This is a genomic window from Rhizobium sp. 21-4511-3d, from assembly GCF_053522545.1.
Genome location: NZ_JBNWCF010000002.1, coordinates 204,310 through 228,360, shown reverse-complemented (window position 1 = coordinate 228,360; position 24,051 = coordinate 204,310). Strand labels below are relative to the sequence as shown.

Sequence of the window (24,051 nt, the reverse complement as noted above, 5' to 3'; positions counted from 1 at the left end):
GGGAACCGGCGGGAATGAAATCGATTGCAAGCCACAGTCTGCATAAATCGATTGCGCAGCGCACAAATTAGCGGCAGCCATTTCAAACTGTTCGAGAACGAACAGATGGGCGTTGCCGGACGGATCTTTTGAACAAACGCGATCGCGTGGCGTTCACCACAGTAAGGAAGCTGCGCCGTGCGCGGCTGGTGAACCCGAAGGGAAATCCCTATGCCGACAGAAATTCCCAATCCCGCCGAAACGCCCCGCGGCCCGACACCGGCACCTGGTGTTCCCGATCGCGTGCAGGAAAAGCCGCCGCTGACGCCGGCTCAGGACCCTGCAGACAACAAGAACCCCAACGACCCGACACCGCCCGATCCGGCGCTATTGCCGATCGGCGATCCGGCCGGTGCGGCCTGACAGTTGATCTAATCGGAAACGAAAGTCACCCGCCGGTGACGCTCATATGCCGAGCCACGGCGGGTTTCTTGTGCGTGCGGTCGATGATGAAGTCGTGGCCCTTGGGCTTGCGGGTGATGGCTTCGTCGATTGCCGCATAGAGGAGGCCGTCGTCTTCGGTGGCACGCAAGGCCGAGCGGAGGTCTGCGGCGTCATTCTGGCCGAGGCACATGTAGAGCGTGCCGGTGCAGGTGAGGCGGACGCGGTTGCAGCTCTCGCAGAAATTATGCGTCATCGGGGTGATGAAGCCGAGGCGGCCGCCGGTCTCGGCGACTTCGACATAGCGCGCCGGGCCGCCGGTCTTGTAGCCGATATCCTCAAGCGTGAACTGCTTTTCGAGCGAGGCGCGAAGCTCCGAAAGGGGCAGATACTGATCGGTGCGGTCTTCATCGATCTCGCCCATCGGCATCGTCTCGATGACGGTCAGGTCCATGCCGCGGCCGTGGGCGAAGCGCAGCATGCCGGGAATCTCGTCCTCGTTGAAGCCTTTCAGTGCCACCGCATTCAGCTTGATATCCAGCCCCGCCTTCTGCGCGGCATCGATGCCTTCCATGACCTTTGAAAGCTCACCCCAGCGCGTCACCTTGCGGAACTTGTCGGGGTCGAGCGTATCAAGCGAGACGTTGATGCGGCGTACGCCGCAGTCATAGAGTTCTTCGGCATGGCGGGCGAGCTGCGAGCCGTTGGTGGTCAGCGTCAGCTCCTCAAGACCGGTGCCAACCTGGCGACCAAGCTCGCGGATCAGGAACATGATGTTCTTGCGCACCAGGGGTTCGCCGCCGGTCAGGCGGATCTTGCGCACGCCCTTGGCGATGAAGGCGGAACAGAGCCGGTTCAGCTCTTCCAGCGTCAACAGGTCCTTCTTCGGCAGGAAGGTCATGTTTTCGGCCATGCAATAGGTACAGCGGAAATCGCAGCGGTCAGTCACGGAGACGCGCAGATAGGAGACGGCCCGTCCGAACGGGTCGATCATCGGGCTTGCATCCGCCACGAGCGGTGCAGCGCTTCCTATCGTACCGACATTGCTGTTCACGAATACCTCCGCAGTCATGCTAATGTGGTCATATGTGACTGTGCCGTCAAGGTAAACGGCACAGATGCACGGCAAATTGAGCTTGCCAGAAAATGCGGCTTTGCCTACTCAACAAAGGCGAACGGAGAGCATCAATGAGCGACATCTGGCCCACCGAACTCAGGGTTTCCAAAGACCGGCAGCGGCTTGCCGTGACTTTCAACGACGGTCAGAGCTTCGATCTGTCTGCAGAAATGCTGCGCGTGCTCTCGCCTTCAGCAGAAGTGCAGGGGCATGGGCCGGGGCAGAAGGTTACCGTGCCAGGCAAGCGCAACGTCGCGATCATCTCGATGACGCCGACCGGAAACTATGCCGTGCGCATCGGCTTCGACGACATGCACGATACCGGCATCTTCACCTGGACCTATCTGCGGGAACTCGGCGAGCGGGGTGTTGAGCTGTTTGCCGATTACGAAAAGGAACTGGCCGAGAAGGGCATGAGCAGGGACGTCTCGGCGCAGCCGCGCTGATTGAACAACAGCCATAGGGGGCATTGATGGCAGGGACGGCAGTGAGAAACTGGCTGCGAGCAAAAGGCAGCCCGGGCGGCAGCAAGGTAACCTTCCTCGAGCTGTTCTTCGACCTTGTCTTCGTCTTCTCGATCTCGCAGCTTTCCCATGCGCTCGCCGCTCACTATTCGCTGCTCGGCGCGGCGGAAGCTGCGCTGATGACCTTCGCCGTCTGGTGGGTGTGGATATTTACCGCCTGGGTGACCAACTGGCTCGATCCCGAGAAGATGCCGGTTCGCGCCATGCTGATCGTACTGATGCTGCTCGGCCTGGTCCTGTCGTCCTCGATCCCCGAAGCCTTCGGCGGTAAGGGGCTGCTGTTTGCCGGCGCTTATGTTCTGATGCAGGTAGGCCGGTCGGTCTTCACCGCCTATGCCGTCCGCCATTCGAGCCATTCCAACTATCTCAACTTCACCCGCATCAGCATATGGCTCGCCGTAGCCGGTGTCTTCTGGATCGCCGGTGGTCTGCTGGAGCATGAGGCGCGGCTGATTGCCTGGGTGATTGCGCTGGCGATCGAATATGCCGGTCCGGCCTCGGGATTCTTTGTGCCGGGGCTCGGCAAGTCGTCGACCGCCGACTGGGACGTCTCGGGTGCCCATATGGCCGAGCGTTGTGCGCTGTTCATCATCATCTGCCTCGGGGAGGCGGTGCTGGTGTCCGGCCGGACCTTCTCGGAAATGCCGTTCTCGCCGATGACCGGGCTGGTGCTCGTCACCAGCTTCGCGTCGACGGTGGCGATGTGGTGGCTCTATTTCCGCTTTGGCCATGAGCGGGCCGCTCACCGCATCGAGCACGAGGCGAAGCCGGGCAGTATGGCGCGGCAGGCCTTCACCTACGCGCATATCCCGATCCTGGCCGGTATCATCGTCGATGCCGTTGCCGTCGAGTTCATCTTCTCGCATCCGCATGAGGTCGGCGATCTCGGCATTGCCGCTGTCATCCTCGGCGGATCCGGTCTGTTTCTGGCGGGCAATCTCTGGTTCAAGGGCGCCACCAGCGGCAAGGCGCCGCTCTCGCATCTCGCAGGCATCGTGCTTCTGATCCTGCTGACTTTCCTGGTGCCGGCTGTGGAGATCTATGTCTTGGGTATCCTGGCGGCGCTGGTTCTCGTCATCGTCGCGGCCTGGGAATACCGGTCGCTCGGTTCGGCGGCACCGGCACCGACGCTGCATTAGCGCCGGTCAGTCCTCGTCCTTCAGGTCATTCTGCAGGAGCGCGATGATGCGCTCCATCGAATCGGCCATCGCCATGCATTGCTCCAACGGCTCGTCCGTCAGCATGCGGTCGATGAGGCCGGTCTGGATCACCATGGCCTTTTCGGTCAGCACGCGGCCCTCGGCGGTCAGATAGAGCCGCAGTACGCGCTTGTCGCGCTCGTCGCCGCGGCGCTCGATCAGGCCGCGCTTTTCCATCTGCGGCAGCAGCATGCTCATGTTCGAGCGGCCGACCAGCAGCTTACGCGCCAGATCCTGCTGCGTCAGGCCTTCGAAACGGTAGAGATTGATCAGGATATCGAGATGCGGCGTCTTGATATCGAGTTCTGCAAGCGAGCGGCCGAGTGATTGCTGCATCAGCTGACAGGCGCGGGCGACGGCGATCCAGCTGCGAAAACGCGGATGATCCCAGGGTAGGGATTGATTTTTGTTCATCGTTGTACTTTATTGTTCAGTGTTGAACATTATCGGATTCCCACTATGGCAAAGTTTGCGCTTGGCGTCACCCGCCTCGGATTTACCGCGCTGCAGGCAATTTCATCCCGTCTTGCAGGCGAGGCGGCATTCCGCCTTTTCTGCAGGACGCCGCCTCAGCGCCCGCAGGGCGCCAAGGCGAAGGCGGCGCATGCGGCGGGTATGGACTGGCTGAAGGATGCCGAACGGATCGAACTGCCGCTTGCTGGCGGTAAGCGTGCGGCGGCCTTCCGGATCAACGGCGGCGCTCTCGGCAAGCGCAAGCGTTACCTCGTGACCCATGGCTGGGGATCCGGCATGGCCTACATGACCGATCTGATTGCGCATCTCGCGAAGGATGGGGCCGAGGTCATCGGCCTCGACTTCCCGGGACACGGTCTCTCCAGGGGGCGCTTCCTGCATATGGGGCTCGCCGTCGAGGCGATCGCGACTGCGCAGGAGCGCTTTGGCGCCTTCGACGCGGCGATCGGCCATTCCTTCGGCGGCGCGGCACTGATGGTCTCGGCAACCGGGATCCTGCCGCATGTGCGGCCGATCGAGGTCGAGAAGATCGTCACGATCGGTTCGCCGAGCGAGATGGCGTGGCTCTTCACCGATTTCGGCAGGATGATCGGGCTCGGCAAGGCGGCTCAGGCGGCGCTGGAAGGCAAGGTCGGCAGGATCACCGGGCGGCAGCTTGCGGATTTCGATGTCGCGAAACCGGCGGGACGGTTGAGAGCGCAGGTGCTGACGATCCATGCGGAAGATGACAAGGAAGTTGGAGCGCATCATGCACGGCGCTATCAGGCGGCCGGGGACGCGGTCCGGGTCTTCTGGGCCAACGGTTTCGGCCACCGGCGCATCATCGGCGCCAAGCCGGTGCTTGACGAGATCGAGGCTTTCCTCGGCGATCGGCAGAGCGAGGGCGTCGAGATTGTTTCCTTTGTCGAGCTTCCTGTCCGGCGCGCGTCATTGTAGCGTCATCTTAGGCGGCTAATTGCCGTCCGGTAGAGATGGCGGGACGATCATGAAAATCATCAGCACGGTGGAAGAGCTCAGCGAAATCTACGCCGGTGGCCTGTCGCAGGCTTCCGTCACGAAGGTGACCAAGGCGCTGACGCCGCTTTATCGCCAGATGATCGAGGCCTCGCCGTTCATGGCGCTCGCGACCGTCGGCCCCGAAGGGCTCGATTGCTCTCCGCGCGGTGACATCGGCGGCGTTGTCCGGATCATCGACGACAAGACGATCCATCTGCCCGACTGGCGCGGCAACAACCGCGTCGATTCCCTCTTGAATATCGTGCGCGATCCGCGGCTGGCGCTGATGTTCCTGGTGCCGGGATCGAATACGACGATGCGCATCAACGGGCATGGCGTGGTGTCCAACGACGAGAGCCTGCTTTCGAGCTTCGAGATGGACGGCAAGCATCCGCGCACCGTCGTCGTCATCACCATCGATGAGGTCTATTTCCAGTGTGCGCGGGCGCTGATGCGCTCGCAGCTGTGGAACCCGGAGAATTTCGTCGATCCGGCGAGCCTGCCGACGCCCGGCATGATGCTGAAGGTGGCGACGGAAGATTTCGACCACGAGACATACGACCGCGAATGGGCGGGACGTGCGGCGAAGACGATGTGGTAATGAGCGTCACCAGATGGTGACGCGTCAGGCCTTGTAGATCAGCCAGCTCTTGGTGAAGTCCTTCTGCATGCCATCCTCATAGACGACGCTGCAGTTGCGGCCGGCATGCTTGGCGCCGTAGAGGGCGATGTCGGTCTTGTAATAGAGCTCGCCCGCGTCCTCGGCGTGAGACGCCATGCAGACGCCCATCGACACCGTGACCGGGCCATAATTAACCCGCGTGCGGGAGTTCTTGAAGGGGGTTGCTTCCAGCGTCCGGCGGATGCGCTCGGACATGGCGACGACCTCTTCCTGGGTATTGCCGTCGATGATCAGCGCGAATTCTTCGCCGCCGGTGCGCGCGACGAAGACATCGCGGCGGACATTGGCGCGGATGACCGATGCAACGGTCGCCAGGATCTTATCGCCGACCGGATGGCCGTAGGTGTCGTTGATCTTCTTGAAGTTATCGATGTCGGCAAGCACCAGGGCAGTCACCGGCTTCAGCGCTGCATTGTCGAAAACGGCGGCGAGGCGGTCGTCGAAGGCGCGGCGGTTGGAAAGGCGGGTCAGCGAGTCGGTGTTGGCGATGCGCTTGTACTCGTCGAGCTCCTTGCGGACCTGGTCCATTTCCTGCGAGCGCTGGGCGACATTCTCGACGGTGCGTTCGCCGTGGGCCATCGTGTCGCCGGTTGCCTGGGTCAAGAGGTTGATGGCGTTTTCGAGGAGGTCGACGCTGGTCGTGTTCTTGGTGTTGATGCGGCGGTAGGTTTCGCCGAGCAGCTTGTTGTAGCTTTCGAGAGAGGTCTGCTCCTGGCGCAGAACCCTCAGCAGGCCCTCGAGTTCGGCGGCGATACGACTGTGGACATCATCGAAGACGCGCGCCGGGGAGTGGCAGAAATATTGTGCGCCGAGCTCATCCAGTTCTTCCTGCGTCGCCTGATTGCCGAGCGCTGCGAGGTCGCGGGTGAGGGCGGGATTGGAGCCGATATAGGCTTCGTAGAAGAGTTCGTAATTGCGCGGGATTGGCGCGACGCCCATCGAACGCATGGCAAAAGTAATCTGGCCTGCGACATCCGGGATCTGCGCTTTCTGCGCTGCAGCCGTATTCATCCGGCATACTCCTCAAGGAATTAGAAAAGCAATCTTCTATTGGCTAGCTTAAATTCGTTGGGAAACAATTAAGACGATATATACCAACGATTACATGTGATTATTCTGGTTGTATATTCCGGAAATACTATGGCATTGAAAATGCTGGAAAATCTGAGGAATATTCACACCCATGGGTGTCTTTCGCGTGACGGCGGTTGAAATTTTCCCGGAAAATCTCTGAAAAAATTTGCATAACCGTGTTCTTATTTCATTGACGGCGGCCATCGAAATGGCCGCGCTTCTGTGAACACGGTTCTGCCCAAAGCGTCAGCGATCAGCAGCCATCGGCTTCCGAAGGCGCTTCGGAAGCCGATGGCTGGCATTGTCTTAACCCAGATTGAGTTCCTGGAAGAAGTCGTTGCCCTTGTCGTCGATGACGATGAAGGCGGGGAAGTCTTCGACCTCGATCTTCCAGACGGCTTCCATGCCGAGCTCCGGATATTCGAGAACCTCGACCTTCTTGATGCAATCCTGCGCCAGGCGGGCGGCCGGGCCGCCGATCGAGCCGAGATAGAAGCCGTTGTGCTTCTTGCAGGCTTCGCGGACGGCGCGCGAGCGGTTGCCCTTGGCGAGCATCACCATCGAGCCGCCGAAGGACTGGAACTGATCGACGTAGGAGTCCATGCGGCCGGCGGTGGTCGGGCCGAAGGAGCCGGAGGCATAGCCTGCCGGGGTCTTTGCCGGGCCGGCATAATAGACAGGGTGGTTTTTCATGTAATCCGGCATGCCTTCGCCATTTTCCAGACGCTCGCGGATCTTCGAATGCGCGAGGTCGCGGGCAACGATGATCGTGCCGGTCAGCGACAGCCGGGTCTTGACCGGGTGCTTGGAAAGCTCGGCGAGGATATCGGCCATCGGCTGGTTCAGGTCGATGCGGACCATCGATTCCGACAGCTTGGATTCGTCGATCTCAGGCATGTATTTCGACGGATCGGTTTCGAGCTGCTCAACAAAGATGCCGTCGCGGGTGATCTTGCCCTTCGCCTGGCGGTCGGCGGAACAGGAGACCCCGAGGCCGATCGGCAGCGAGGCGCCGTGGCGGGGCAGGCGGATGACGCGAACGTCGTGGCAGAAATACTTGCCGCCGAACTGGGCGCCGACGCCCATCTGCTGCGTCAGTTTGTGGATTTCCTTTTCCATCTCGATGTCGCGGAAGGCATGGCCGCTTTCGGAGCCTTCGGTCGGCAGGTCGTCGAGATAGCGGGTGGAAGCAAGCTTCACCGTCTTGAGATTCATCTCGGCGGAAGTGCCGCCGATGACGATCGCAAGATGATAGGGGGGACAGGCTGCCGTACCGAGCGTGAGGATCTTCTCCTTAAGGAAGTCGATCATCCGGTCATGCGTCAGGAGCGACGGCGTGCCCTGGTAAAGGAAGGTCTTGTTGGCCGAGCCGCCGCCCTTGGCGACGAACAAGAAGTCGTAGCTGTCAGTGCCTTCCTCGTAGATGTCGATCTGGGCCGGGAGGTTGTTCTTGGTGTTCTTTTCCTCGAACATCTTGATCGGCGCCAGCTGCGAATAGCGCAGGTTCTTCTTCTCATAGGCATCAAGAACGCCCCTCGAGAGTGCGGCAGTGTCACCGCCTTCGGTCCAGACTCGGCGGCCCTTCTTGCCCATGATGATCGCCGTGCCGGTATCCTGGCACATCGGCAGCACTCCGCCGGCGGCGATATTGGCGTTCTTCAGGAGATCGTAGGCGACGAAGCGGTCGTTGTCGGTCGCCTCAGGGTCGTCGAGGATGGAAGCCAGCTGCTTCAGGTGGCCCGGGCGCAGCAGATGGTTGATATCGGCAAAGGCAGTCTCCGCCAGCAGCCGGATGCCCTCCGGCTCGACCGTCAGGATTTCCTGACCCTTGAAGCTGTCGACAGAGACATGGTCGCTGCTGATCTTGCGGTATTGCGTGGTGTCTTTGCCGAGCGGAAAGAGATCGTCAGCCATCGGAGACCTTTCAAATGGGCTAGTTTGGAAGCGATCTAAATCCGGGCGCATGGAAATGCAATGCGGTCCGGGCGCCCATCGGTTCGGCCGCGGCAAAAAGCCCGCCCGGCAGAGCCGGACGGGCCTCGATCCGAAGGAGTCAGATCAGATTAGAATGCACGCTGCAGCCGGAAGAAGCCCTGGACGTAGTCGACATCCTTGGCCGCTTCGTGCTCGCGGCTGATGTAGTTGACTGCGAACTTGGTGGAGAGGTTTTCAACGATCTGGTAGTCGAGAGTGACGCCAGCGCGCCATTCGTGACCGGAGTCGTAGTCGCCGGCAGAGTTCAGGTCGATATTGCCGATGTACTGAACACCGGGCGTGATCGTGAACTTGTCAGTTGCCTTGACGGCGTACTGCGTGGCGACAGACCATTCACCCTTTGTGAAGTAGGCGCTTCTGCCAGTAGAGTATATTGCGGCGAGGCCGAGCGTGCCCGGTCCGATCGCTGCCCCGATCTTGGCGCGAACAGCACCTTCTTCGGCGTCGACGTCATAACCAGCGAGCAGTTCGTAAGTGAAGCTGCCGGCCTTTCCGCCGATTGCGGCGTCGATGCCGATGTTGTTGCTACCCTTCTGCCATGCGAAACCTGTGATTTCTTCAGCGGCGATGCCGGCGTAGAAGTCGCTGGTTTCGTACTGGTAGCGGATCGTGTTGAAGCGGGTCGTGCCGGAGTTCGTCACGTCGAACTCGCTCGAGAAGTCGTTATCCCACCAGTTCAGCATCGTGCCGACGCGCAGGCCAGCGATGTCGATATAGGCCTGATCGATGATCATCGCGTTCTGTGCGCCGCCGAGGCTGGCGTCGTTATTGCCGCCAACGCCCGCGGGGCGGTAGTTGTACTGGTAAACGATAACGCCGGTGAGCGGACCGTATTCCGTGTCGCTCTTGGACGTAAACTGGAGCTGTGCGCGGGTGCGAACGTTCCAGTCTTCGCCGCCGTTGTTGTCAAAACCTTCGCCGAAGCCGTAGTTGACGTCGAAACGGACGTAACCGTTGATCTTGAGGCAGGTTTCGGTGCCCGGGATGTAGAAGTAGCCGGTGCCGTAAGCGTCGCAGACGCGAACGTATTCGACGGCTTCCGGTTCAGCGGCGACGATGGCGTCTGCGGCGTGAGCGCCGGAAACTGCTGCGAGAGCCGCAGCGGAGCCAAGGAGAAGGCTCTTGATGTTCATGGATAACCTCCAATTCAAAGTTTCGATTGGACCGGGATTTTTTGCCAACGGCATTCCCTCTCCCGGACCTTGTTTTTGAGAAGAAGGTGGCATGCCCCCGACTTCGAGGCGGTGGGTACAGGGCAAACCAAACGTCAAAATTACAAGTTTGTCACAAGGCGTTGTAAAGTATCGATGTTGCGTATTTATCACGCGTTCATATATATAAACGTCAACGTACAGTAATATACTTAACTATAGGTGATATATTATAAGTTTATAATGAATCCTTATGTTGAGTTTGTATTTCGTTATATATTGTTATACTGCACGAATATGCGAATCTTAATCTTATTTTTAAAGTTGGCGCGGTTTTATACATACGTCATGGTGTCGCGTTAGACACGCCGCCGGGCAAACCCAAGGCCCGTTTATGCCGGGAAAAACGGCGAAAGGCTCGCGAAGTGACCTCCGCGAGCCTTTCTTGTCTGGGCGTTCAGCCGTGTTGCTGCGTCAGCGAATCGCGCCTGCGCTTATTTCGGGCCGATCATCTGTTCGGGGCGGACGACGGCATCGTATTGCTCGGCGGTGACCAGGCCGCTGGCGAGAGCCTCTTCCTTTAGCGTCGTGCCGTTCTTGTGGGCGGTCTTGGCGATCTTGGCGGCGTTGTCGTAGCCGATGGTCGGGGCGAGTGCGGTCACCAGCATCAGCGAGCGTTCCAGTCCGGCCTTGATATTGTCTTCGCGGGCTTCGATGCCGACGACACAATTGTCGGTGAAGGAGACCGCGGCGTCACCGAGCAGCTGAACCGACTGCAGGAAATTATAGGCCATCATCGGATTGTAGACGTTGAGCTCAAAATGGCCCTGGCTGTCGGCGAAGGTCAGTGCCGCGTGATTGCCGAAGACGTGGATGCAGACCTGGGTCAGCGCTTCGCACTGGGTAGGATTGACCTTGCCCGGCATGATCGACGAACCCGGTTCGTTTTCCGGCAGCGCCAGTTCGCCGAGACCGGCGCGCGGGCCGGAACCGAGCAGGCGGATGTCGTTGGCGATCTTGAAGAGTGCGGCGGCAGCGGCGTTGATGGCGCCATGGCTGAAGACCATGCTGTCATGCGAGGCCAGCGCTTCGAACTTGTTCGGGGCGGTCACGAAGGGCAGGTGGGTGATTCCTGCAATCTCCTCGGCCACCTTTTCAGCGAAGCCAACCGGCGCATTGAGGCCGGTGCCGACGGCGGTGCCGCCCTGGGCGAGCTCGCAGAGGCCGGGAAGGGTCATCTCGATACGCTTGATCGCCGATCCTACCTGCGCCGCATAACCCGAAAATTCCTGGCCGAGCGTCAGCGGTGTGGCGTCCTGCGTATGAGTGCGGCCGATCTTGATGATATGATTGAACTCGACGACCTTCATGTCGAGCGCCGCATGAAGGTGCTTCAGCGAGGGCAGCAGATGGTGGGCGATCTGCTCGGCGCAGGCGATGTGCATTGCCGTAGGATAGGTATCGTTCGACGACTGACTCATATTGACGTGATCGTTCGGATGGACGGGCTTCTTCGAGCCCATCTCGCCGCCGAGCATTTCGATTGCCCGGTTGGAGATCACTTCATTGGCATTCATATTGGATTGCGTGCCCGAACCGGTCTGCCAGACGACGAGCGGAAAGTGGTCGTTGAGCTTGCCGTCGATAACTTCCTGCGCCGCATCGGTGATCGCCTTGCCGATCGCGGGGTCTAGCGGGCCGAGCTCGACATTGACGCGGGCGGCCGCCTGCTTGACGATGCCGAGCGCCCGGATGATCGACAGCGGCTGCTTTTCCCAGCCGATCTTGAAGTTTCCGAGCGAGCGCTGCGCCTGCGCGCCCCAGTAACGGTCGCTCGCCACTTCGATCGGGCCAAAGGTGTCTGTTTCGGTACGGGTCGCGCTCATGGCTGTCGCCTTCCTCTCGCTGACTTAAGGATGCGCGTCTTATATGCCTGCCAACGGCGCAAGAAAACTGGTTGCGGCGCTAAAACATGAAAGTGTTTTTCATGTTTTAGACCCTTCGTGACGTGGCATTTGGGACACGGCCGGAATTTTATACCAAACGGCGGCAAAAACGGCCTTTGGCGCCGGTGCGAAATTGAGTAAAAAATTAACTAATAATTTCATAATTTTGTGTGAACTGCCTGGCGTCGCTGCTTCGGGTTACGTCACGCAAAGTTGAGTCGTCCGGCGCTGGCGGCGCAGGCCGGATTCTGCCAATGAGCAGATAGCCAGGCGGTACGAATTTGAATGGGCTTTGCCCCGCCAAGACAGCATGACACTGGGACTGGAAAAAGCATGACATCGTTTTTCAAGGGTGCGGTCTCCGCACTGGCACTTTCCTGCGGCTTTGCGGCTCTCGCTGCACCCGCGCATGCCTATACGCTGATGGACATGATCCGTGGCGACCGGCAGCGCACCCAGAGCACGATCATCGATCCTTCCAATCCGGCGCAGATGCCGACGATGCAGCCGCCGGTCAACGCGCCGCTGCCGAAGGTGACCGCACCGACCTATTATACCTATAAGCCGGACCCGATGCGTCTGGTGAACACGGCGAAGTTTGCAGATCCGGTCGTAACCGGTGCCGTCGTCGATGCGTCCGCGACGTCGGGCGACCAGTCGGGCGTTCAGCGGCGCTATCTCGCCGATGCCAAGGTTCGCGCTGACGCCAATGTCGCGAAGTCGCTGGAAACCTATTACGGCGATACCAAGAACCCGCTTGTCTGGGTGACCGGCACCGAAGTCAACGATCGCGCCAAGGCAGCCATGGGCTTCCTGGCAAACGCCGGCACCGTCGGCCTCGACCCGGCCGATTATGCCGTCAATCTTCCGGTTGCCGATCCGGCCAATCCGGACCCGACGGTTCGCGATCACGCGCTGACGCAGTTCGAGCTCGAGCTCTCGTCGAAGGTTCTGGCCTATGTCCAGGACACGGTGCGCGGCCGCATCGATCCGAACAAGCTGTCCGGCTATCACGATTTCAAGCGCAAGGTCGTCAATCTCGATCCGGTGCTGAAGCTTGCCCGGATGAGCCCGGATGTCGGCGCCTATCTCGCCAGCCGCAGCCCGGATGGACGCGAGTTCGATATCCTGAAGAAGGAACTTGCCAAGCTGAAGGCTGAAGGCGGCGATCAGGAGCAGATCACTATCTCGCTCAGCGGTCTGCTGCGCCCGGGCGACAGCTCGCCTGAAGTTGCCAACATCGTCAAGGCCGTCGGAAAGCATGGTTCGGAAGCGCTGAAGACCCAGCATGCGGCGATGCTTGCCGCTTACACCGGTGCTCCCGAATATTCGCCCGACGTTGTGTCGCTGGTCGAGGACTTCCAGAAGGAGCATGGCCTGAAGCCTGACGGCGTCATCGGCCAGGCGACCGTCCGCGTCATGACCGGCGGCGACAGCAATACGGCAAAGATCAACAAGCTCGTCGTGGCCATGGAGCAGGCCCGCTGGCTGCCGGAAGATCTCGGCCCGCGCTACGTGATGATCAACCAGCCGGCCTTCATGGTCTATTACCACAACGACAACAAGGAACAGCTGTCGATGCGGGTGGTGGTCGGCCAGCCGTCGCACCAGACGTTCTTCTTCGAAGACCAGATCCAGACGGTCGAGTTCAACCCGTTCTGGGGCGTTCCGCAGTCGATCATCATCAACGAGATGCTGCCGAAGCTGCGCGCCGACCCGAACTATCTCGACCGCATGGGCTATGAAGTCGCCGTCAACGGCCGCGCCGTTCCGTCGTCCAGCGTCGACTGGTACCGCTCGACGTCCAATGTTTCGGTGCGCCAGCCACCGAGCGGTGACAATGCTCTCGGCGAACTGAAGATCCTGTTCCCGAACGTCCATGCGATCTACATGCACGACACGCCGCAGCGCAGCTTTTTCAAGCGTGACATGCGCGCGCTCAGCCACGGCTGCGTCCGTCTTGCCGATCCGCGTGCCATGGCTGCCGCCGTGCTGAACACGACGGTCGACGATGTCGCCAAGCAGATCGCCGGCGGCCAGAACAAGGCCGTGTCCGTGCCGCAGCGGATCCCGATCTACATCGCCTACTTCACGGCCTGGCCCAACAAGGACGGCAATGTTGAATATTTCAACGACGTCTACGATCGCGATACCTACACGATGAAGGCCTTCGACATCACCAGCAAGGCGCGCGGCGCTCAGATCTGAGCAGTCAGGCAATTATGAAAAAGGCGGCCGATGGCCGCCTTTTTTGTTTGCTGTGATTGCCGGCTCAGACAGCTTGCGCAGCCTTGTTGCTTGCCGCGTAATCGCGGATCAACGCGTTGGCGAAGTCGGGCGTCAGCTCATCGAAATGCTGGATGATCCGGGTGGGCTCCAGGCTTTCGATCGGCACATCCGAATAACCGAAGGGGACGCCGATCGAGGCGACAGCGGCGTTCTTGGCAACGGCGATGTCGTTGAAGCTGTCGCCGACCATGATGCTGCGCTCGGGCGTGCCGCCGGCCTTTTCGATCGTCCCGAGCAGGTGGCGGGCGTCGGGCTTGCGGACCGGGAAGGTATCGCCGCCGGTGATCGCTGCGAAATAATGCGTGAGGCCGAGCGCGTCGATCAGCGTGCGCGCCAGTGATTCCAGCTTGTTGGTGCAGACGGCGAGCGTGAAGCCGTTTGCCTTAAGATTGTCCATCGCGGCGATCAGGCCCGGATAGGGTTGGGTGTGGCCGGGCATGGTCGAGCTGTAATGCGCGATGAAGCGCTGCAGCAGCGGCCCGGACTCGTCTTCGGTCAGCGGATGGCCGTGCAGCTTGCAGGCGCGCTCGATCATCACCTTGGCGCCGTGGCCGACGAGATGGGTCAGGTCGTCGTAGCTGACCGGCGCAAGGCCGATCGAGGCAATCGTGTGGTTCAGGCTGTCAATGAGATCGGCATGCGTGTCGAGCAGCGTGCCGTCGAGATCGAATACGACAAGGGCGGGGATCAAAGTCTATTGCCTCTTCATGAAATGCTGATGGTCCGGAGTAGGGTAAGGAGGCCGGAAAAGCAACGCCAAGACTAGCTTTTGGCGGGTGGGCGCGGATGCTTCCGCTTTTCAGTTTGCTACGGTTATTTTGGCTTTCGTTTGGCAAACGAGCCGTGTAAACAGCACATCCAACGAAACAATCGGAGTAAGCGGCGCATGGATGCCCGCGAAATGAAGATCAAGGCCGCCGAGGTGGCGCTGACCCATGTGGAAAGCGGCATGCGCCTCGGAATCGGTACGGGGAGCACTGCGGAGGAATTCGTCCGGCTGCTGGCGGAAAAGGTCGCCGGCGGCTTCAAGGTCGAAGGCGTTCCGACATCCGAACGCACGGCGCGGCTCTGCGTCGAACTCGGCGTTCCCCTGAAATCGCTCGACGAACTGCCGGAGCTCGATCTGACGATCGATGGCGCCGATGAAGTCGATGGCGCGCTGCGGCTGATCAAGGGTGGCGGTGGTGCGCTGCTGCGCGAAAAGATCGTCGCTGCCGCGTCCGGGCGTATGGTCGTCATTGCTGACGAGAGCAAGCTGGTCGAGACGCTCGGCCGCTTCCCGCTGCCGATCGAAGTCAATCCTTTCGGCCTCGTTTCGACGCGCATGGCGATCGAAAAAGTGGCAAGCAAGCTCGGTCTGACGGGTGGTCTGTCGCTGCGCCGTTCCGGCGACGGCGATTTCATGACGGATGGCGGCCATCACATCATCGATGCATCATTTGGCCGTATTCCTGATGCAGAGGCGCTCTCGAGCGAGCTGAACTCGATACCCGGTGTCGTTGAGCACGGGCTTTTTCTCAATATGGCGGCACTTGCGATCATTGCTGGTCCTTCCGGTGCACGCACGCTGCAGGCGAACAGATAACAGGAGCACTGAAACTCATGAAGAAATTTGCAGGTCTTGGCCGTATCGCCGCTGCGACCGTTATTCTCTCCAGCTTCGCTTTCGGTACCGCCGTCAAGGCTCAGGAAGTTACGGACGAGCAGCTGAAGGCAGCGCGCGCGGCAATCGCTGCGATCGGCGCCACCGCTCAGTTCGACAACATCCTGCCGGGCCTCGCCGAACGCCTGAAGGCCGGTCTGATCCAGGATTCGCCGAACTACGAAGACCAGATCTCGCAGACGGTCGATGCGACGGCGCTTGCTCTGGCGCCGCGCCGCGCCGATCTCGAAAAGGAAGCCGCAACCAACTACGCCAAGGCCTTCACGGTTGAAGAGCTGAAGGCAATTGCCGATTTCTACAGCTCCGACGTCGGCAAGAAGCTGCTCAAGGACGGCCCGATCGCTTCGCGCGAAACCAACCGCGCCGCAGACATCTGGGCACAGGGCATTGCCCGCGACCTGCAGAAGAATGCCAGCGACGAGCTGAGCAAGGTCATCAAGGTCGAGCCGGTACAGCTCGATACGCCGGCTGCAGCACCGGCCGATGCCCCGGCCGCCCAGGCGCCTGCAAAGGCTCCGGCCAAGGCCCCTGCAAAGGCTCCGGCACCGGCCCTGAACCTGCAGACCCCGCAATAAGCATCTTCACAATCCGCATGATGAAAGCCCGGCTCGCGCCGGGCTTTTGTTTTGGCGGCGACCGATACTATATGCAGGGTCATTGTCCCTCCCGATTCCCAAACGGAGCATTCCCCCATGTCCTCATATGATTACGACCTCTTCGTCATTGGTGGCGGTTCGGGAGGCGTAAGAGGCGCGCGCGTCGCCGCCTCGCTCGGCAAGAAGGTGGCGATCGCCGAGGAATATCGCTACGGCGGCACCTGCGTCATCCGCGGCTGCGTGCCGAAGAAGCTGTTCGTCTATGCCTCGCAGTATCATGAGCATTTCGAGGACGCGGCCGGTTTTGGCTGGACCGTCGGCGAGAGCAGCTTCGACTGGAAGAAGCTGATCGCCGCCAAGGACGTCGAGATCGCCCGGCTTGAAGGTCTCTACAAGAAGGGCCTCTCGAATGCGAATGCCGAGATCCTCGAAACGCGCGCCGAACTGATCGATCGCCATACGGTGCGCCTGGTCAAGACCGGGCAGATGGTGACGGCGAAGACGATCGTGATTGCGACCGGTGGCCGCCCGAATGAACACAGGGCGCTTCCCGGGTACGAACTTTGCATCTCCTCCAACGAGGCCTTCCATCTCGACGAGCTGCCGAAGTCGATCGTCATTGCCGGCGGCGGCTATATCGCCGTCGAATTCGCCAATGTCTTCCATGGCCTCGGCGTCGAGACGACGCTGATCTATCGCGGCGCTGAAATCCTGTCGCGCTTCGACCACGACCTGCGCCGTGGTCTTCATGAGGCGATGGTGGCGAAGGGGATCCGCATTCTCTGCCATGACGTGATCGAGAAGGTCTCGAAGGGCGCCGATGGCCTTGTCGTCGAGACGAAGAACAACGGCACGCTGAATGCCGGCGTGGTGATGCTGGCGCTCGGCCGTGACCCGAATACCGAAGGTCTTGGCCTTGAGGCGGCCGGCGTGAAGACCGATGCGCGGGGCGCTGTTGTCGTCGACGAATATTCGCGCACCAGCGTCGATAACATCTACGCGCTCGGCGATGTCACCGACCGGGTACAGCTGACGCCGGTGGCGATCCACGAGGCGATGTGCTTCATCGAGACCGAATACAAGAACAACCCGACCAAGCCGGATCACGAGACGATCGCGACCGCCGTCTTCTCGCAGCCCGAAATCGGCACCGTCGGCCTGACGGAAGAGGCGGCGGCCAAGGCCTACAAGGAAATCGAAGTCTACCGCGCGCAGTTCCGGCCGCTGAAGGCGACGCTGTCAGGCCGCGGCGAGAAGATGCTGATGAAGCTGATCGTCGATGCAGCCAGCCGCAAGGTGATCGGGGCGCACATCCTCGGTCACGACGCCGGCGAGATGGCGCAGATCCTCGGTATCACGTTGAAGGCTGGATGCACCAAGGACGATTTCGACCGCACCATGGCGGTTCATCCGACTGCGGCGGAAGAGCTCGTCACCATGTATGCGCCGAGCTACCGCATCGTCGACGGCCAGAAGGTCTGACGGTCAGCTGGTGATCCGCGGCATGCGGATCACCTTCAGGAAGAGCGCGTTCATCGCCTGGGCGATACCATCGGTTGGCGTCACCTCGAAATAGAGGCCGGGCGAGGCGCATTCTGCCATCTTGGTCGGGATCTGGCTCTGGAAGGGCTTGATCCAGCTGTTGTACCAGCTGTTGTTCGGCAGCGGCAGGTAGGTGGTGTAGAGCACGGCGATCTTGATGCCCTTGTCCTTCAGCGGCTTGCAGAAGGAGGTGTCGATCGGCTCCTGGCAGCGGCCGCCCGTCGTCGCCTTTGTGCAGGTGCTTGGCTTGTAGCTGTCGCCGACGCCATCGGAGACGAAGAACAGGATCTTCTGCGGCTGGGTCTGCGTGTTGCCATCGCCCTGATCGCCGATGATCGTCTTCATCTGCGTCAGCGCATTGTCGAAGCTGGTCTGCTGGTCGTTGTTGTAGCCCTGGTAGGGGATCGACATCAGGTCGACCGCATTGGTGTAGTTCGCCACCTTGTCGAGATCGGTGATCGGGCTGGAGATCGTCGTCAGATTGGCGTCCTGGGCGCGCTGGCCGAACGTATAGACACCCATGGAAAACTGATTGTCGCTGACGCGCTGGGTCTTGGCGGTCTGGGTGAGCTGCTGCGTTGCCTGGCGCACGACGTCGATGCGCAGCGTCACGTTGTTCTTCTTGGCGAGATTGTAATAGCTGTTGGGGTCCTCGACGCCGGCATCGGAGACGACATGGCAGGCGAAGGCGCAGGTATCGGGCGTCTTCTTTTCCATCGTCGCGACGTCGGTCGGCGTGGCGCCGACGCCCATCGAGGGGGTGTTGTCGAGCAGGATGTAGAAATTCATGAAGGCGGCGGTCTGGAAGACCGCATTCGCCGTGCCGCTGATGTCGATGGTGTTGCGGCCAAAAATCTGCATGAAGGTCGTCGGGACTGAGGCGCTGAAGGTCACCTGCGAGTTCAGCTGGTTGGAGACCTTGTTGACCTGGATGTCGACATTGACATTGCTGGCCGTCAGTTCGCCCTGCATCTGCGACATGAAGATGCTGCGGGCATCCGTCTGGCCGACTGTGAGCGTGCCGTCGCCGCTCATGGTCATCGCCTGGGTTACGGCATTGGATTTCTGCGAGATGGCGCCGACGGCGGCGGCGTCTGCAGCGGCGTAGAGCTGCGTGCGCAGGCTCATCGCGTGGCCGTAGTCGATCGCCATGCCCGCCGAGCCAATCAGCGGCACCATGAGCAGCGCCGTCAACATCCCGAAATTGCCAGAGCGATCAGCGAGCAAACGGCGGGTAAACATGGGGCGCAGCATCCCTCTATAGGCGCGTTGAGGGCCGGCACCGCGCCGGGCCCTGGATATTGAGGGGCGTTGTAACAGGGAAAGCTAAATTGCTCGCAAAATGATGTGGTATAGTTTGTCTTAACGGCCGGGATTGAAGAGTGGCTGCGGCATTCCTTTATATGCTGCAAAACGTCGTTCTTTGCGCCTGAAACTGTCTGAAACGCCGCTAGGCAAGTCGGACCTAAAGGTTTATAAGCCGCCGTTATTCTCTAGGGACAAAGACGCCGGATGGTGTCCGGCGCAATAAAGGTGAGTAAGATGGCACAGACTTGGACCCCGAGCAGTTGGCGGCAAAAACCGATCCAGCAGGTTCCGGAATATCCGGACGCAGCCGCGTTGGCGGCAACGGAAGCCCAGCTTGCCACCTATCCGCCGCTGGTTTTTGCCGGTGAGGCCCGCCGCCTCAAGAAGCAGCTCGCAAGCGTTGCCAATGGCGATGCGTTCCTGCTGCAGGGCGGCGATTGCGCCGAGAGCTTCGCCGAACACGGCGCCGACAACATCCGCGACTTCTTCCGCGCCTTCCTGCAGATGGCCGTCGTGCTGACCTATGGCGCGCAGCTGCCTGTCGTTAAGGTAGGCCGTATCGCCGGTCAGTTCGCCAAGCCGCGTTCGTCGAACATCGAAACGATGAACGGCGTGTCGCTGCCGAGCTACCGCGGCGACGTCATCAACGGCATCGAATTCACCGAGGAAGCCCGCATTCCGAACCCGGAACGGCAGCTCGACGCCTACCGCCAGTCGGCGGCGACGCTGAACCTGCTGCGCGCCTTCGCGATGGGCGGTTACGCCAATCTCGAAAACGTTCACCAGTGGATGCTCGGCTTCATCAAGGATAGCCCTCAGGCAGACCGCTACCGCAAGCTCGCTGACCGCATTTCCGAAACCATGGACTTCATGAAGGCCATCGGTATCACCGCGGAAAACCAGCCGAGCCTGCGCGAAACGGATTTCTTCACCAGCCACGAAGCGCTGCTGCTTGGCTATGAAGAAGCGCTGACCCGCGTCGACTCCACCTCGGGCGACTGGTACGCGACCTCCGGCCACATGATCTGGATCGGCGACCGTACGCGTCAGCTTGACCATGCGCATGTCGAGTATTTCCGCGGCATCAAGAACCCGATCGGTCTGAAGTGCGGCCCGTCGCTGACGCCTGACAACCTGATCGAGCTGATCGATGCGCTGAACCCGGCCAACGAAGCCGGCCGTCTGACGCTGATCTGCCGTTTTGGCCACGACAAGGTTGCCGACAACCTGCCGAAGCTGATCCGCGCCGTCGAGAAGGAAGGCCGCAAGGTTGTCTGGTCCTGCGACCCGATGCACGGCAACACGATCACGCTCAACCACTACAAGACGCGTCCGTTCGAGCGGATCCTGTCGGAAGTCGAAAGCTTCTTCCAGATCCACCGCGCCGAAGGCACGCATCCGGGTGGCATCCATATCGAGATGACCGGCAAGGACGTCACCGAATGCACCGGCGGCGCCCGCGCCGTGACGGCAGATTCGCTGTCCGACCGCTACCACACGCATTGCGACCCGCGCCTCAATGCCGACCAGGCTCTCGAGCTGGCATTCCTGCTGGCAGAGCGCATGAAGGGCGGCCGCGACGAGAAGCGCATGGCAGCCAGCGCCTGATCTGCTGATATCGTGAATGATGAAAAGCCCGGCCTCGCGCCGGGCTTTTTTATTGCACCAGCACCGATTGCTGGCAGCGGGCGTCGGTGACGCGAATGTCGGCTTCGCCGATCTTGATGCCGAGCATCGACAGCGTGTTGTAGAGGAGCTCGTCGAGCGGCTTGGTCAGCCCGGTCAGCGTCTGCGATACCGCCGCTGTCACCGCCTTCGGCGTGCCGAGCGTCAGGGTCAGCAGCTGGACGTCGACTTCGGTATTGCCGAGCAGGCTCTGGACCGTCGAGGTCAGCGTATCCTTGGTCGAGATGTTCTTGATCGCCTTGGCAGCGATATCGGAGGGCTGGAAGGTCAGTTTGCTCTTGTCGAGATTGGTGACGTTGACGTCGGCGATGGCGCTCGCCTTCAGGAGACCGAGGACATCGAGAAGCGTTGCCTTGTTGACGCGCGGCTTGCTGCCGAAATTGGCGAAGGCGCTGGTATCGACATCGCCGAGGGCGATCTCGGCAACGCCCGGCACCGCCTCGACGCCGACATTGACGTTCTTCGCTCCGCCACCCAGGCATGAGATGCTCGAGAGCCTGGCTTCCGCATAGGCGACCTCGACATAGAGCGGGACGCGCAGTTTCATGCCGCCGATGATGCCGATACCGGGGACGCTGGTTTCGATCGCCAGGCGGATCTGCGGGGTGCGCACGGCCGATCCCGATGTGCCCACCGCATTTGCGGCATAGCCGACGGGCTTTTCGCCGACCGCAAGTGTGAGCTTGACGTTCAGCAGGCCGGGAATGGCGCTGTTGACGTTGGCGGCGACCTGCTTTTTCTGATTGGCCGCGAGCGCCGTTGCGGAGAGGAGCTCCATGACTGTTGCATCGACCTGCAGGTTCGATCCGCTGCCGATTGCCCGCTCGCCGGTACTGCCGAGATTGAGGATATCCTCGAGCTTCACCTTGATCTGCGACGTCCCGAGTGTCTTTTCCAGCGAGCTCAGCGTTTTGTCGACAGTAGCAGGCAGGCCCGGCGTCTTGCCGAGCGTGTTCAGTAGGCGCGGATAGGAGATGTCGGTGGCCAGGAGCTCGTCATAGGTGGCGGCGCTGGCATTGATGTTGGTCGCCAACAGATCGAGGAAGGAGAGCAGGTTGATATCCGTCGATGCGAGGCTCTCATAGTCGACGGCCTTCAGGCTGATGCTCGTACCGAGCAGGGCGCCGAGCAGCGCATTGAGAACGCCGTCGTTGATGCTGGCAAGGCGCGAGCCGACGGAAAAGGCGGCGACCTTGGCCGCCGATGCGGTGCCGGCGGCGCTGAGGGTCGGGGCGCTGGCGAAGATATTGGCGAAGGCGAGCTCGCCCTTCTGCGACACTGCAACTTTGACGGCATCGTATGGCTGCTTGCCGGCGACGAAGCGCTGATCGGGCGCAATGGCGAGATCGGCGAGGTAGGCGCCGGGCGCATAGCTGACGACAGCCTGGAATTGTGACAGGTCGGCGCCCTTCGGAAGCGTTCCTTTGCCGGTCAGGTAGCCGTTCTCGATCGTGACGGCGGCGTCGATGCCGTTGTGCTTGAAATTGGCGAGCAGTTGTTCTGGCGCATGGTTGATGTCGGAGGCCGCGGCAATGGCGCCGATATCGCTCAACTGCTGCAGGCGGCGCTGCTGCAGCGTCAGCATGCCGTAGTCGATACCCATGCCGAGGGAGTAGACGATCAGGGGCGCGCAGATGGCAGCGCTGATGGCGATGTTGCCGCGGGTATCACGGCAAAAGCGCAGGGCATTGAACGGCATTCAGATGCCTCCCATCCGGATGGTCGCGAAGCGCCGGATCATGTGTTCGGGGAGAGGGAAAGTGTAAAGATTCCAGATCGGTAGGTTGTTGGCATCATATTCCGTCGTCACCGTGAACTGGTTGACGTTGCTGGGATCGGTGGTGACGGTGATGTGGATCTTGTCTTTCTGGAGCAAGGGATGATTGAGCGTCGACGAGGTGATGAAATTATCGACAAGCGTTTCGCGCTCCTTCGCCGATAGGCCGGCGACAGCGGTGCGGGCCGCGTCTGCGGTGATCTGCTGAACGGAATGGGCGGCGGTCAAATAGATGGCGTAGGCGATGAGCGTCAGGATGACGAGGAGGAAGATGGGCGCGACAATCGCAAATTCGATGGCGGCGGCGCCTCTTTCATTCGACCGGAAACGGTTGAATACGATCATGTTGGACCTCATGTCAGCTCGGTTGAGCTTCGTCTTATATAAGGCCGCATCTCTTAATTTTAGATTAGCTAATGAACGTGATGCGTGTGTTTGAGCTTTGCGAGCCTGTCCCATTTCGGGAAACTCGCGACCGGCGGTCAGTATTCACCTGCAACTTTTGCTGGTTTGTGCGCGACGCTGTCCCGGCGTGGAGCGGGCGCAAGTCATCAATAATGCTGACCTTTTCCATCAAGAGATTGGATTTGACCGGGCGCGCGGCTGCAGCCAATTTCCCCTGCAGATGACGGCGGAGGATCGGATGATGGACAGGGAATATACGGGAGGCTGCGCCTGCGGTGCCGTCCGGTTTCGGAGCAGGAACAAGCCGGGCGCGGTCGTTGCCTGCCATTGCTCGCAGTGCCGGCGCCAGACTGGCCTCTACTTCACCTCAGCTGATGTGCCGCTCGACGGCCTGGTGATCGATGGCCGCGAGACCTTGCACTGGTATCAGTCGAGCGAGGCGGCCGAGCGCGGCTTCTGCCGCAATTGCGGTTCGGCGCTGTTCTGGCAGCGGATCGGCTCGGATGCCGTCTCGATTCTCGCCGGCGCCTTCGACAAGCCGAGCGATCTTGCCATCGGCTATCACATCTATTGCGCCGACAAGGGGGATTTCTACGAGATCAACGACGGCCTGCCGCAATATCCGGGCGCTGGCTAGATTTTCTTGGCTTCCAGGGCGGCGCTGAGGCGGGCGACATCCTCGCGAAGCGCCGTCAGTTCGGTCAGCACCCGCATATCGATCTTCTGGTGCAGCGACAGGACCTCAAGCTCCGACTTCAGATTGACCTCATAGTCCTTGGCGGCCTCGAAGCGGTCGCGTTCGGCCTGGCGGTTCTGCGACATCATGATGATCGGCGCCTGGATGGCGGCCAGCATCGAGAGGATCAGGTTGAGGAAGACAAAGGGGTAGGGGTCGAAGGCACCGGTGGCGAGGATGATGGTGTTGACGACCGTCCAGATGGCCAGGAAGGCGAGGAAAGCGATGATGAAGGACCAGGAGCCGCCGACGCGTGCAATGCCGTCGGCAACCCGCTGGCCGAAGGAGGATTCCGCCGAGAGTGCAGCGTTGACGTCGGTCGAGATGATTCTGCGCTCGTGAGCCTTCGCGAGGACGCGCTTCTCGATATCGCCGAGTTCGTCGGCGCTCTTGCCGAAATGCGTGTGGATGAAATTGGGAAGATTATACATGCCTGGCTCCGAAGCGTTATCGCGTCGGAGCCAGTATTCC

The 24,051-nt window shown here is 60.7% G+C and carries 22 protein-coding genes; 11 read left to right on the top strand and 11 right to left on the bottom strand.

The features are described 5' to 3' along the window. The first annotated feature begins 210 nt into the window (after positions 1-210). The gene (locus ACQZ5H_RS06975) at positions 211-402 is read left to right on the top strand and encodes a hypothetical protein (RefSeq protein ID WP_130278166.1); all 192 of its coding nucleotides are present in this window, start codon (positions 211-213) and stop codon (positions 400-402) included. Positions 403-427: 25 nt separating this feature from the next. Here the strand turns inward: ACQZ5H_RS06975 and moaA are convergent, their stop codons facing one another. Then, the gene (gene moaA, locus ACQZ5H_RS06970; RefSeq protein WP_449097144.1) at positions 428-1,474 is read right to left on the bottom strand and encodes a GTP 3',8-cyclase MoaA; all 1,047 of its coding nucleotides are present in this window, start codon (positions 1,472-1,474) and stop codon (positions 428-430) included. A 134-nt stretch (positions 1,475-1,608) separates the two neighbouring features. On the opposite strand from moaA, the gene ACQZ5H_RS06965 reads away from it, so the two are divergent. Continuing rightward, positions 1,609-1,983 carry a gamma-butyrobetaine hydroxylase family protein gene (locus ACQZ5H_RS06965; RefSeq protein WP_112716629.1) on the top strand — a complete coding sequence of 125 codons (375 nt, stop codon included), beginning with the start codon at positions 1,609-1,611 and terminating at the stop codon, positions 1,981-1,983. 26 nt (positions 1,984-2,009) lie between these two features. After that, positions 2,010-3,200 (top strand): low temperature requirement protein A, encoded by a 1,191-nt coding sequence (locus ACQZ5H_RS06960; protein ID WP_449097143.1) that lies wholly within the window; start codon positions 2,010-2,012, stop codon positions 3,198-3,200. Positions 3,201-3,206: 6 nt separating this feature from the next. Here ACQZ5H_RS06960 and ACQZ5H_RS06955 read toward each other — a convergent pair whose 3' ends face one another. Next, positions 3,207-3,674 carry a MarR family winged helix-turn-helix transcriptional regulator gene (locus tag ACQZ5H_RS06955; protein WP_130278170.1) on the bottom strand — a complete coding sequence of 156 codons (468 nt, stop codon included), beginning with the start codon at positions 3,672-3,674 and terminating at the stop codon, positions 3,207-3,209. A 45-nt stretch (positions 3,675-3,719) separates the two neighbouring features. Between ACQZ5H_RS06955 and ACQZ5H_RS06950 the strand changes: the two genes are divergently transcribed. Both ACQZ5H_RS06950 and ACQZ5H_RS06945 read left to right on the top strand, forming a co-directional pair. Then, positions 3,720-4,670: an alpha/beta hydrolase gene (locus ACQZ5H_RS06950; protein WP_449097142.1), complete on the top strand. Its 951-nt coding sequence runs from the start codon at positions 3,720-3,722 to the stop codon at positions 4,668-4,670. Positions 4,671-4,719: 49 nt separating this feature from the next. Further along, positions 4,720-5,331 carry a pyridoxamine 5'-phosphate oxidase family protein gene (locus ACQZ5H_RS06945; RefSeq protein ID WP_449097141.1) on the top strand — a complete coding sequence of 204 codons (612 nt, stop codon included), beginning with the start codon at positions 4,720-4,722 and terminating at the stop codon, positions 5,329-5,331. A gap of 24 nt (positions 5,332-5,355) precedes the next feature. Here ACQZ5H_RS06945 and ACQZ5H_RS06940 read toward each other — a convergent pair whose 3' ends face one another. From ACQZ5H_RS06940 to fumC, 4 genes are all read right to left on the bottom strand, one after another. Next, a complete protein-coding gene (locus ACQZ5H_RS06940; RefSeq protein ID WP_449097140.1) occupies positions 5,356-6,423 on the bottom strand; it encodes a GGDEF domain-containing protein in 1,068 nt (355 codons plus the stop codon). Positions 6,424-6,792: 369 nt separating this feature from the next. Continuing rightward, positions 6,793-8,400, bottom strand: coding sequence for a fumarate hydratase (locus ACQZ5H_RS06935; protein WP_449097139.1), 1,608 nt, complete (start codon positions 8,398-8,400; stop codon positions 6,793-6,795). A 149-nt stretch (positions 8,401-8,549) separates the two neighbouring features. Further along, positions 8,550-9,614, bottom strand: a complete 1,065-nt coding sequence (locus ACQZ5H_RS06930) for a porin (RefSeq protein WP_449097138.1) — start codon at positions 9,612-9,614, stop codon at positions 8,550-8,552. Between the two features lie 512 nt (positions 9,615-10,126). After that, positions 10,127-11,518, bottom strand: coding sequence for a class II fumarate hydratase (gene fumC, locus ACQZ5H_RS06925; protein ID WP_449097137.1), 1,392 nt, complete (start codon positions 11,516-11,518; stop codon positions 10,127-10,129). A 393-nt stretch (positions 11,519-11,911) separates the two neighbouring features. Here fumC and ACQZ5H_RS06920 point away from each other — a divergent pair, with 393 nt between their 5' ends. Continuing rightward, positions 11,912-13,786, top strand: coding sequence for a L,D-transpeptidase family protein (locus ACQZ5H_RS06920; protein WP_449097136.1), 1,875 nt, complete (start codon positions 11,912-11,914; stop codon positions 13,784-13,786). A gap of 64 nt (positions 13,787-13,850) precedes the next feature. Here ACQZ5H_RS06920 and ACQZ5H_RS06915 read toward each other — a convergent pair whose 3' ends face one another. Further along, positions 13,851-14,558 (bottom strand): HAD family hydrolase, encoded by a 708-nt coding sequence (locus ACQZ5H_RS06915; protein ID WP_449097135.1) that lies wholly within the window; start codon positions 14,556-14,558, stop codon positions 13,851-13,853. A 195-nt stretch (positions 14,559-14,753) separates the two neighbouring features. On the opposite strand from ACQZ5H_RS06915, the gene rpiA reads away from it, so the two are divergent. From rpiA to gor, 3 genes are all read left to right on the top strand, one after another. Next, positions 14,754-15,452, top strand: coding sequence for a ribose-5-phosphate isomerase RpiA (gene rpiA / locus ACQZ5H_RS06910; RefSeq protein WP_112716607.1), 699 nt, complete (start codon positions 14,754-14,756; stop codon positions 15,450-15,452). 17 nt (positions 15,453-15,469) lie between these two features. Continuing rightward, positions 15,470-16,105 (top strand): DUF2059 domain-containing protein, encoded by a 636-nt coding sequence (locus ACQZ5H_RS06905; protein WP_112716605.1) that lies wholly within the window; start codon positions 15,470-15,472, stop codon positions 16,103-16,105. A 117-nt stretch (positions 16,106-16,222) separates the two neighbouring features. After that, positions 16,223-17,608, top strand: a complete 1,386-nt coding sequence (gor, locus tag ACQZ5H_RS06900) for a glutathione-disulfide reductase (protein ID WP_449097134.1) — start codon at positions 16,223-16,225, stop codon at positions 17,606-17,608. A 3-nt stretch (positions 17,609-17,611) separates the two neighbouring features. On the opposite strand, the gene ACQZ5H_RS06895 is transcribed toward gor, so the two are convergent. Then, complete coding sequence (locus tag ACQZ5H_RS06895; protein WP_246777479.1) at positions 17,612-18,910, bottom strand: TadE/TadG family type IV pilus assembly protein; 1,299 nt, start codon at positions 18,908-18,910, stop codon at positions 17,612-17,614. A 300-nt stretch (positions 18,911-19,210) separates the two neighbouring features. Between ACQZ5H_RS06895 and ACQZ5H_RS06890 the strand changes: the two genes are divergently transcribed. Then, positions 19,211-20,584, top strand: coding sequence for a class II 3-deoxy-7-phosphoheptulonate synthase (locus tag ACQZ5H_RS06890; RefSeq protein WP_112716599.1), 1,374 nt, complete (start codon positions 19,211-19,213; stop codon positions 20,582-20,584). Positions 20,585-20,633: 49 nt separating this feature from the next. Here ACQZ5H_RS06890 and ACQZ5H_RS06885 read toward each other — a convergent pair whose 3' ends face one another. Both ACQZ5H_RS06885 and ACQZ5H_RS06880 read right to left on the bottom strand, forming a co-directional pair. Beyond that, the gene (locus ACQZ5H_RS06885; protein ID WP_449097133.1) at positions 20,634-22,361 is read right to left on the bottom strand and encodes a pilus assembly protein TadG-related protein; all 1,728 of its coding nucleotides are present in this window, start codon (positions 22,359-22,361) and stop codon (positions 20,634-20,636) included. After that, positions 22,362-22,784, bottom strand: a complete 423-nt coding sequence (locus tag ACQZ5H_RS06880) for a TadE/TadG family type IV pilus assembly protein (RefSeq protein ID WP_112716595.1) — start codon at positions 22,782-22,784, stop codon at positions 22,362-22,364. It abuts the gene before it with no gap. Positions 22,785-23,085: 301 nt separating this feature from the next. Here ACQZ5H_RS06880 and ACQZ5H_RS06875 point away from each other — a divergent pair, with 301 nt between their 5' ends. Continuing rightward, on the top strand, positions 23,086-23,481 hold the full coding sequence (locus ACQZ5H_RS06875) for a GFA family protein (RefSeq protein WP_449097319.1): 396 nt from the start codon (positions 23,086-23,088) through the stop codon (positions 23,479-23,481). Here the strand turns inward: ACQZ5H_RS06875 and ACQZ5H_RS06870 are convergent. Further along, positions 23,478-24,011 carry a DUF1003 domain-containing protein gene (locus tag ACQZ5H_RS06870; RefSeq protein WP_130278182.1) on the bottom strand — a complete coding sequence of 178 codons (534 nt, stop codon included), beginning with the start codon at positions 24,009-24,011 and terminating at the stop codon, positions 23,478-23,480. The genes ACQZ5H_RS06875 and ACQZ5H_RS06870 overlap by 4 nt on opposite strands. Positions 24,012-24,051: the final 40 nt, after the last annotated feature.

Bases quoted from the DNA above. Each gene is read 5' to 3' on its own strand.
- ACQZ5H_RS06975 (WP_130278166.1), top strand. From the start codon at position 211: ATGCCGACAGAAATTCCCAATCCCGCCGAAACGCCCCGCGGCCCGACA.
- ACQZ5H_RS06965 (WP_112716629.1), top strand. From the start codon at position 1,609: ATGAGCGACATCTGGCCCACCGAACTCAGGGTTTCCAAAGACCGGCAG.
- ACQZ5H_RS06960 (WP_449097143.1), top strand. From the start codon at position 2,010: ATGGCAGGGACGGCAGTGAGAAACTGGCTGCGAGCAAAAGGCAGCCCG.
- ACQZ5H_RS06955 (WP_130278170.1), bottom strand. From the start codon at position 3,674: ATGAACAAAAATCAATCCCTACCCTGGGATCATCCGCGTTTTCGCAGC.
- ACQZ5H_RS06950 (WP_449097142.1), top strand. From the start codon at position 3,720: ATGGCAAAGTTTGCGCTTGGCGTCACCCGCCTCGGATTTACCGCGCTG.
- ACQZ5H_RS06945 (WP_449097141.1), top strand. From the start codon at position 4,720: ATGAAAATCATCAGCACGGTGGAAGAGCTCAGCGAAATCTACGCCGGT.
- ACQZ5H_RS06940 (WP_449097140.1), bottom strand. From the start codon at position 6,423: ATGAATACGGCTGCAGCGCAGAAAGCGCAGATCCCGGATGTCGCAGGC.
- ACQZ5H_RS06935 (WP_449097139.1), bottom strand. From the start codon at position 8,400: ATGGCTGACGATCTCTTTCCGCTCGGCAAAGACACCACGCAATACCGC.
- ACQZ5H_RS06930 (WP_449097138.1), bottom strand. From the start codon at position 9,614: ATGAACATCAAGAGCCTTCTCCTTGGCTCCGCTGCGGCTCTCGCAGCA.
- fumC (WP_449097137.1), bottom strand. From the start codon at position 11,518: ATGAGCGCGACCCGTACCGAAACAGACACCTTTGGCCCGATCGAAGTG.
- ACQZ5H_RS06920 (WP_449097136.1), top strand. From the start codon at position 11,912: ATGACATCGTTTTTCAAGGGTGCGGTCTCCGCACTGGCACTTTCCTGC.
- rpiA (WP_112716607.1), top strand. From the start codon at position 14,754: ATGGATGCCCGCGAAATGAAGATCAAGGCCGCCGAGGTGGCGCTGACC.
- ACQZ5H_RS06905 (WP_112716605.1), top strand. From the start codon at position 15,470: ATGAAGAAATTTGCAGGTCTTGGCCGTATCGCCGCTGCGACCGTTATT.
- gor (WP_449097134.1), top strand. From the start codon at position 16,223: ATGTCCTCATATGATTACGACCTCTTCGTCATTGGTGGCGGTTCGGGA.
- ACQZ5H_RS06895 (WP_246777479.1), bottom strand. From the start codon at position 18,910: ATGTTTACCCGCCGTTTGCTCGCTGATCGCTCTGGCAATTTCGGGATG.
- ACQZ5H_RS06890 (WP_112716599.1), top strand. From the start codon at position 19,211: ATGGCACAGACTTGGACCCCGAGCAGTTGGCGGCAAAAACCGATCCAG.
- ACQZ5H_RS06885 (WP_449097133.1), bottom strand. From the start codon at position 22,361: ATGCCGTTCAATGCCCTGCGCTTTTGCCGTGATACCCGCGGCAACATC.
- ACQZ5H_RS06880 (WP_112716595.1), bottom strand. From the start codon at position 22,784: ATGATCGTATTCAACCGTTTCCGGTCGAATGAAAGAGGCGCCGCCGCC.
- ACQZ5H_RS06875 (WP_449097319.1), top strand. From the start codon at position 23,086: ATGGACAGGGAATATACGGGAGGCTGCGCCTGCGGTGCCGTCCGGTTT.
- ACQZ5H_RS06870 (WP_130278182.1), bottom strand. From the start codon at position 24,011: ATGTATAATCTTCCCAATTTCATCCACACGCATTTCGGCAAGAGCGCC.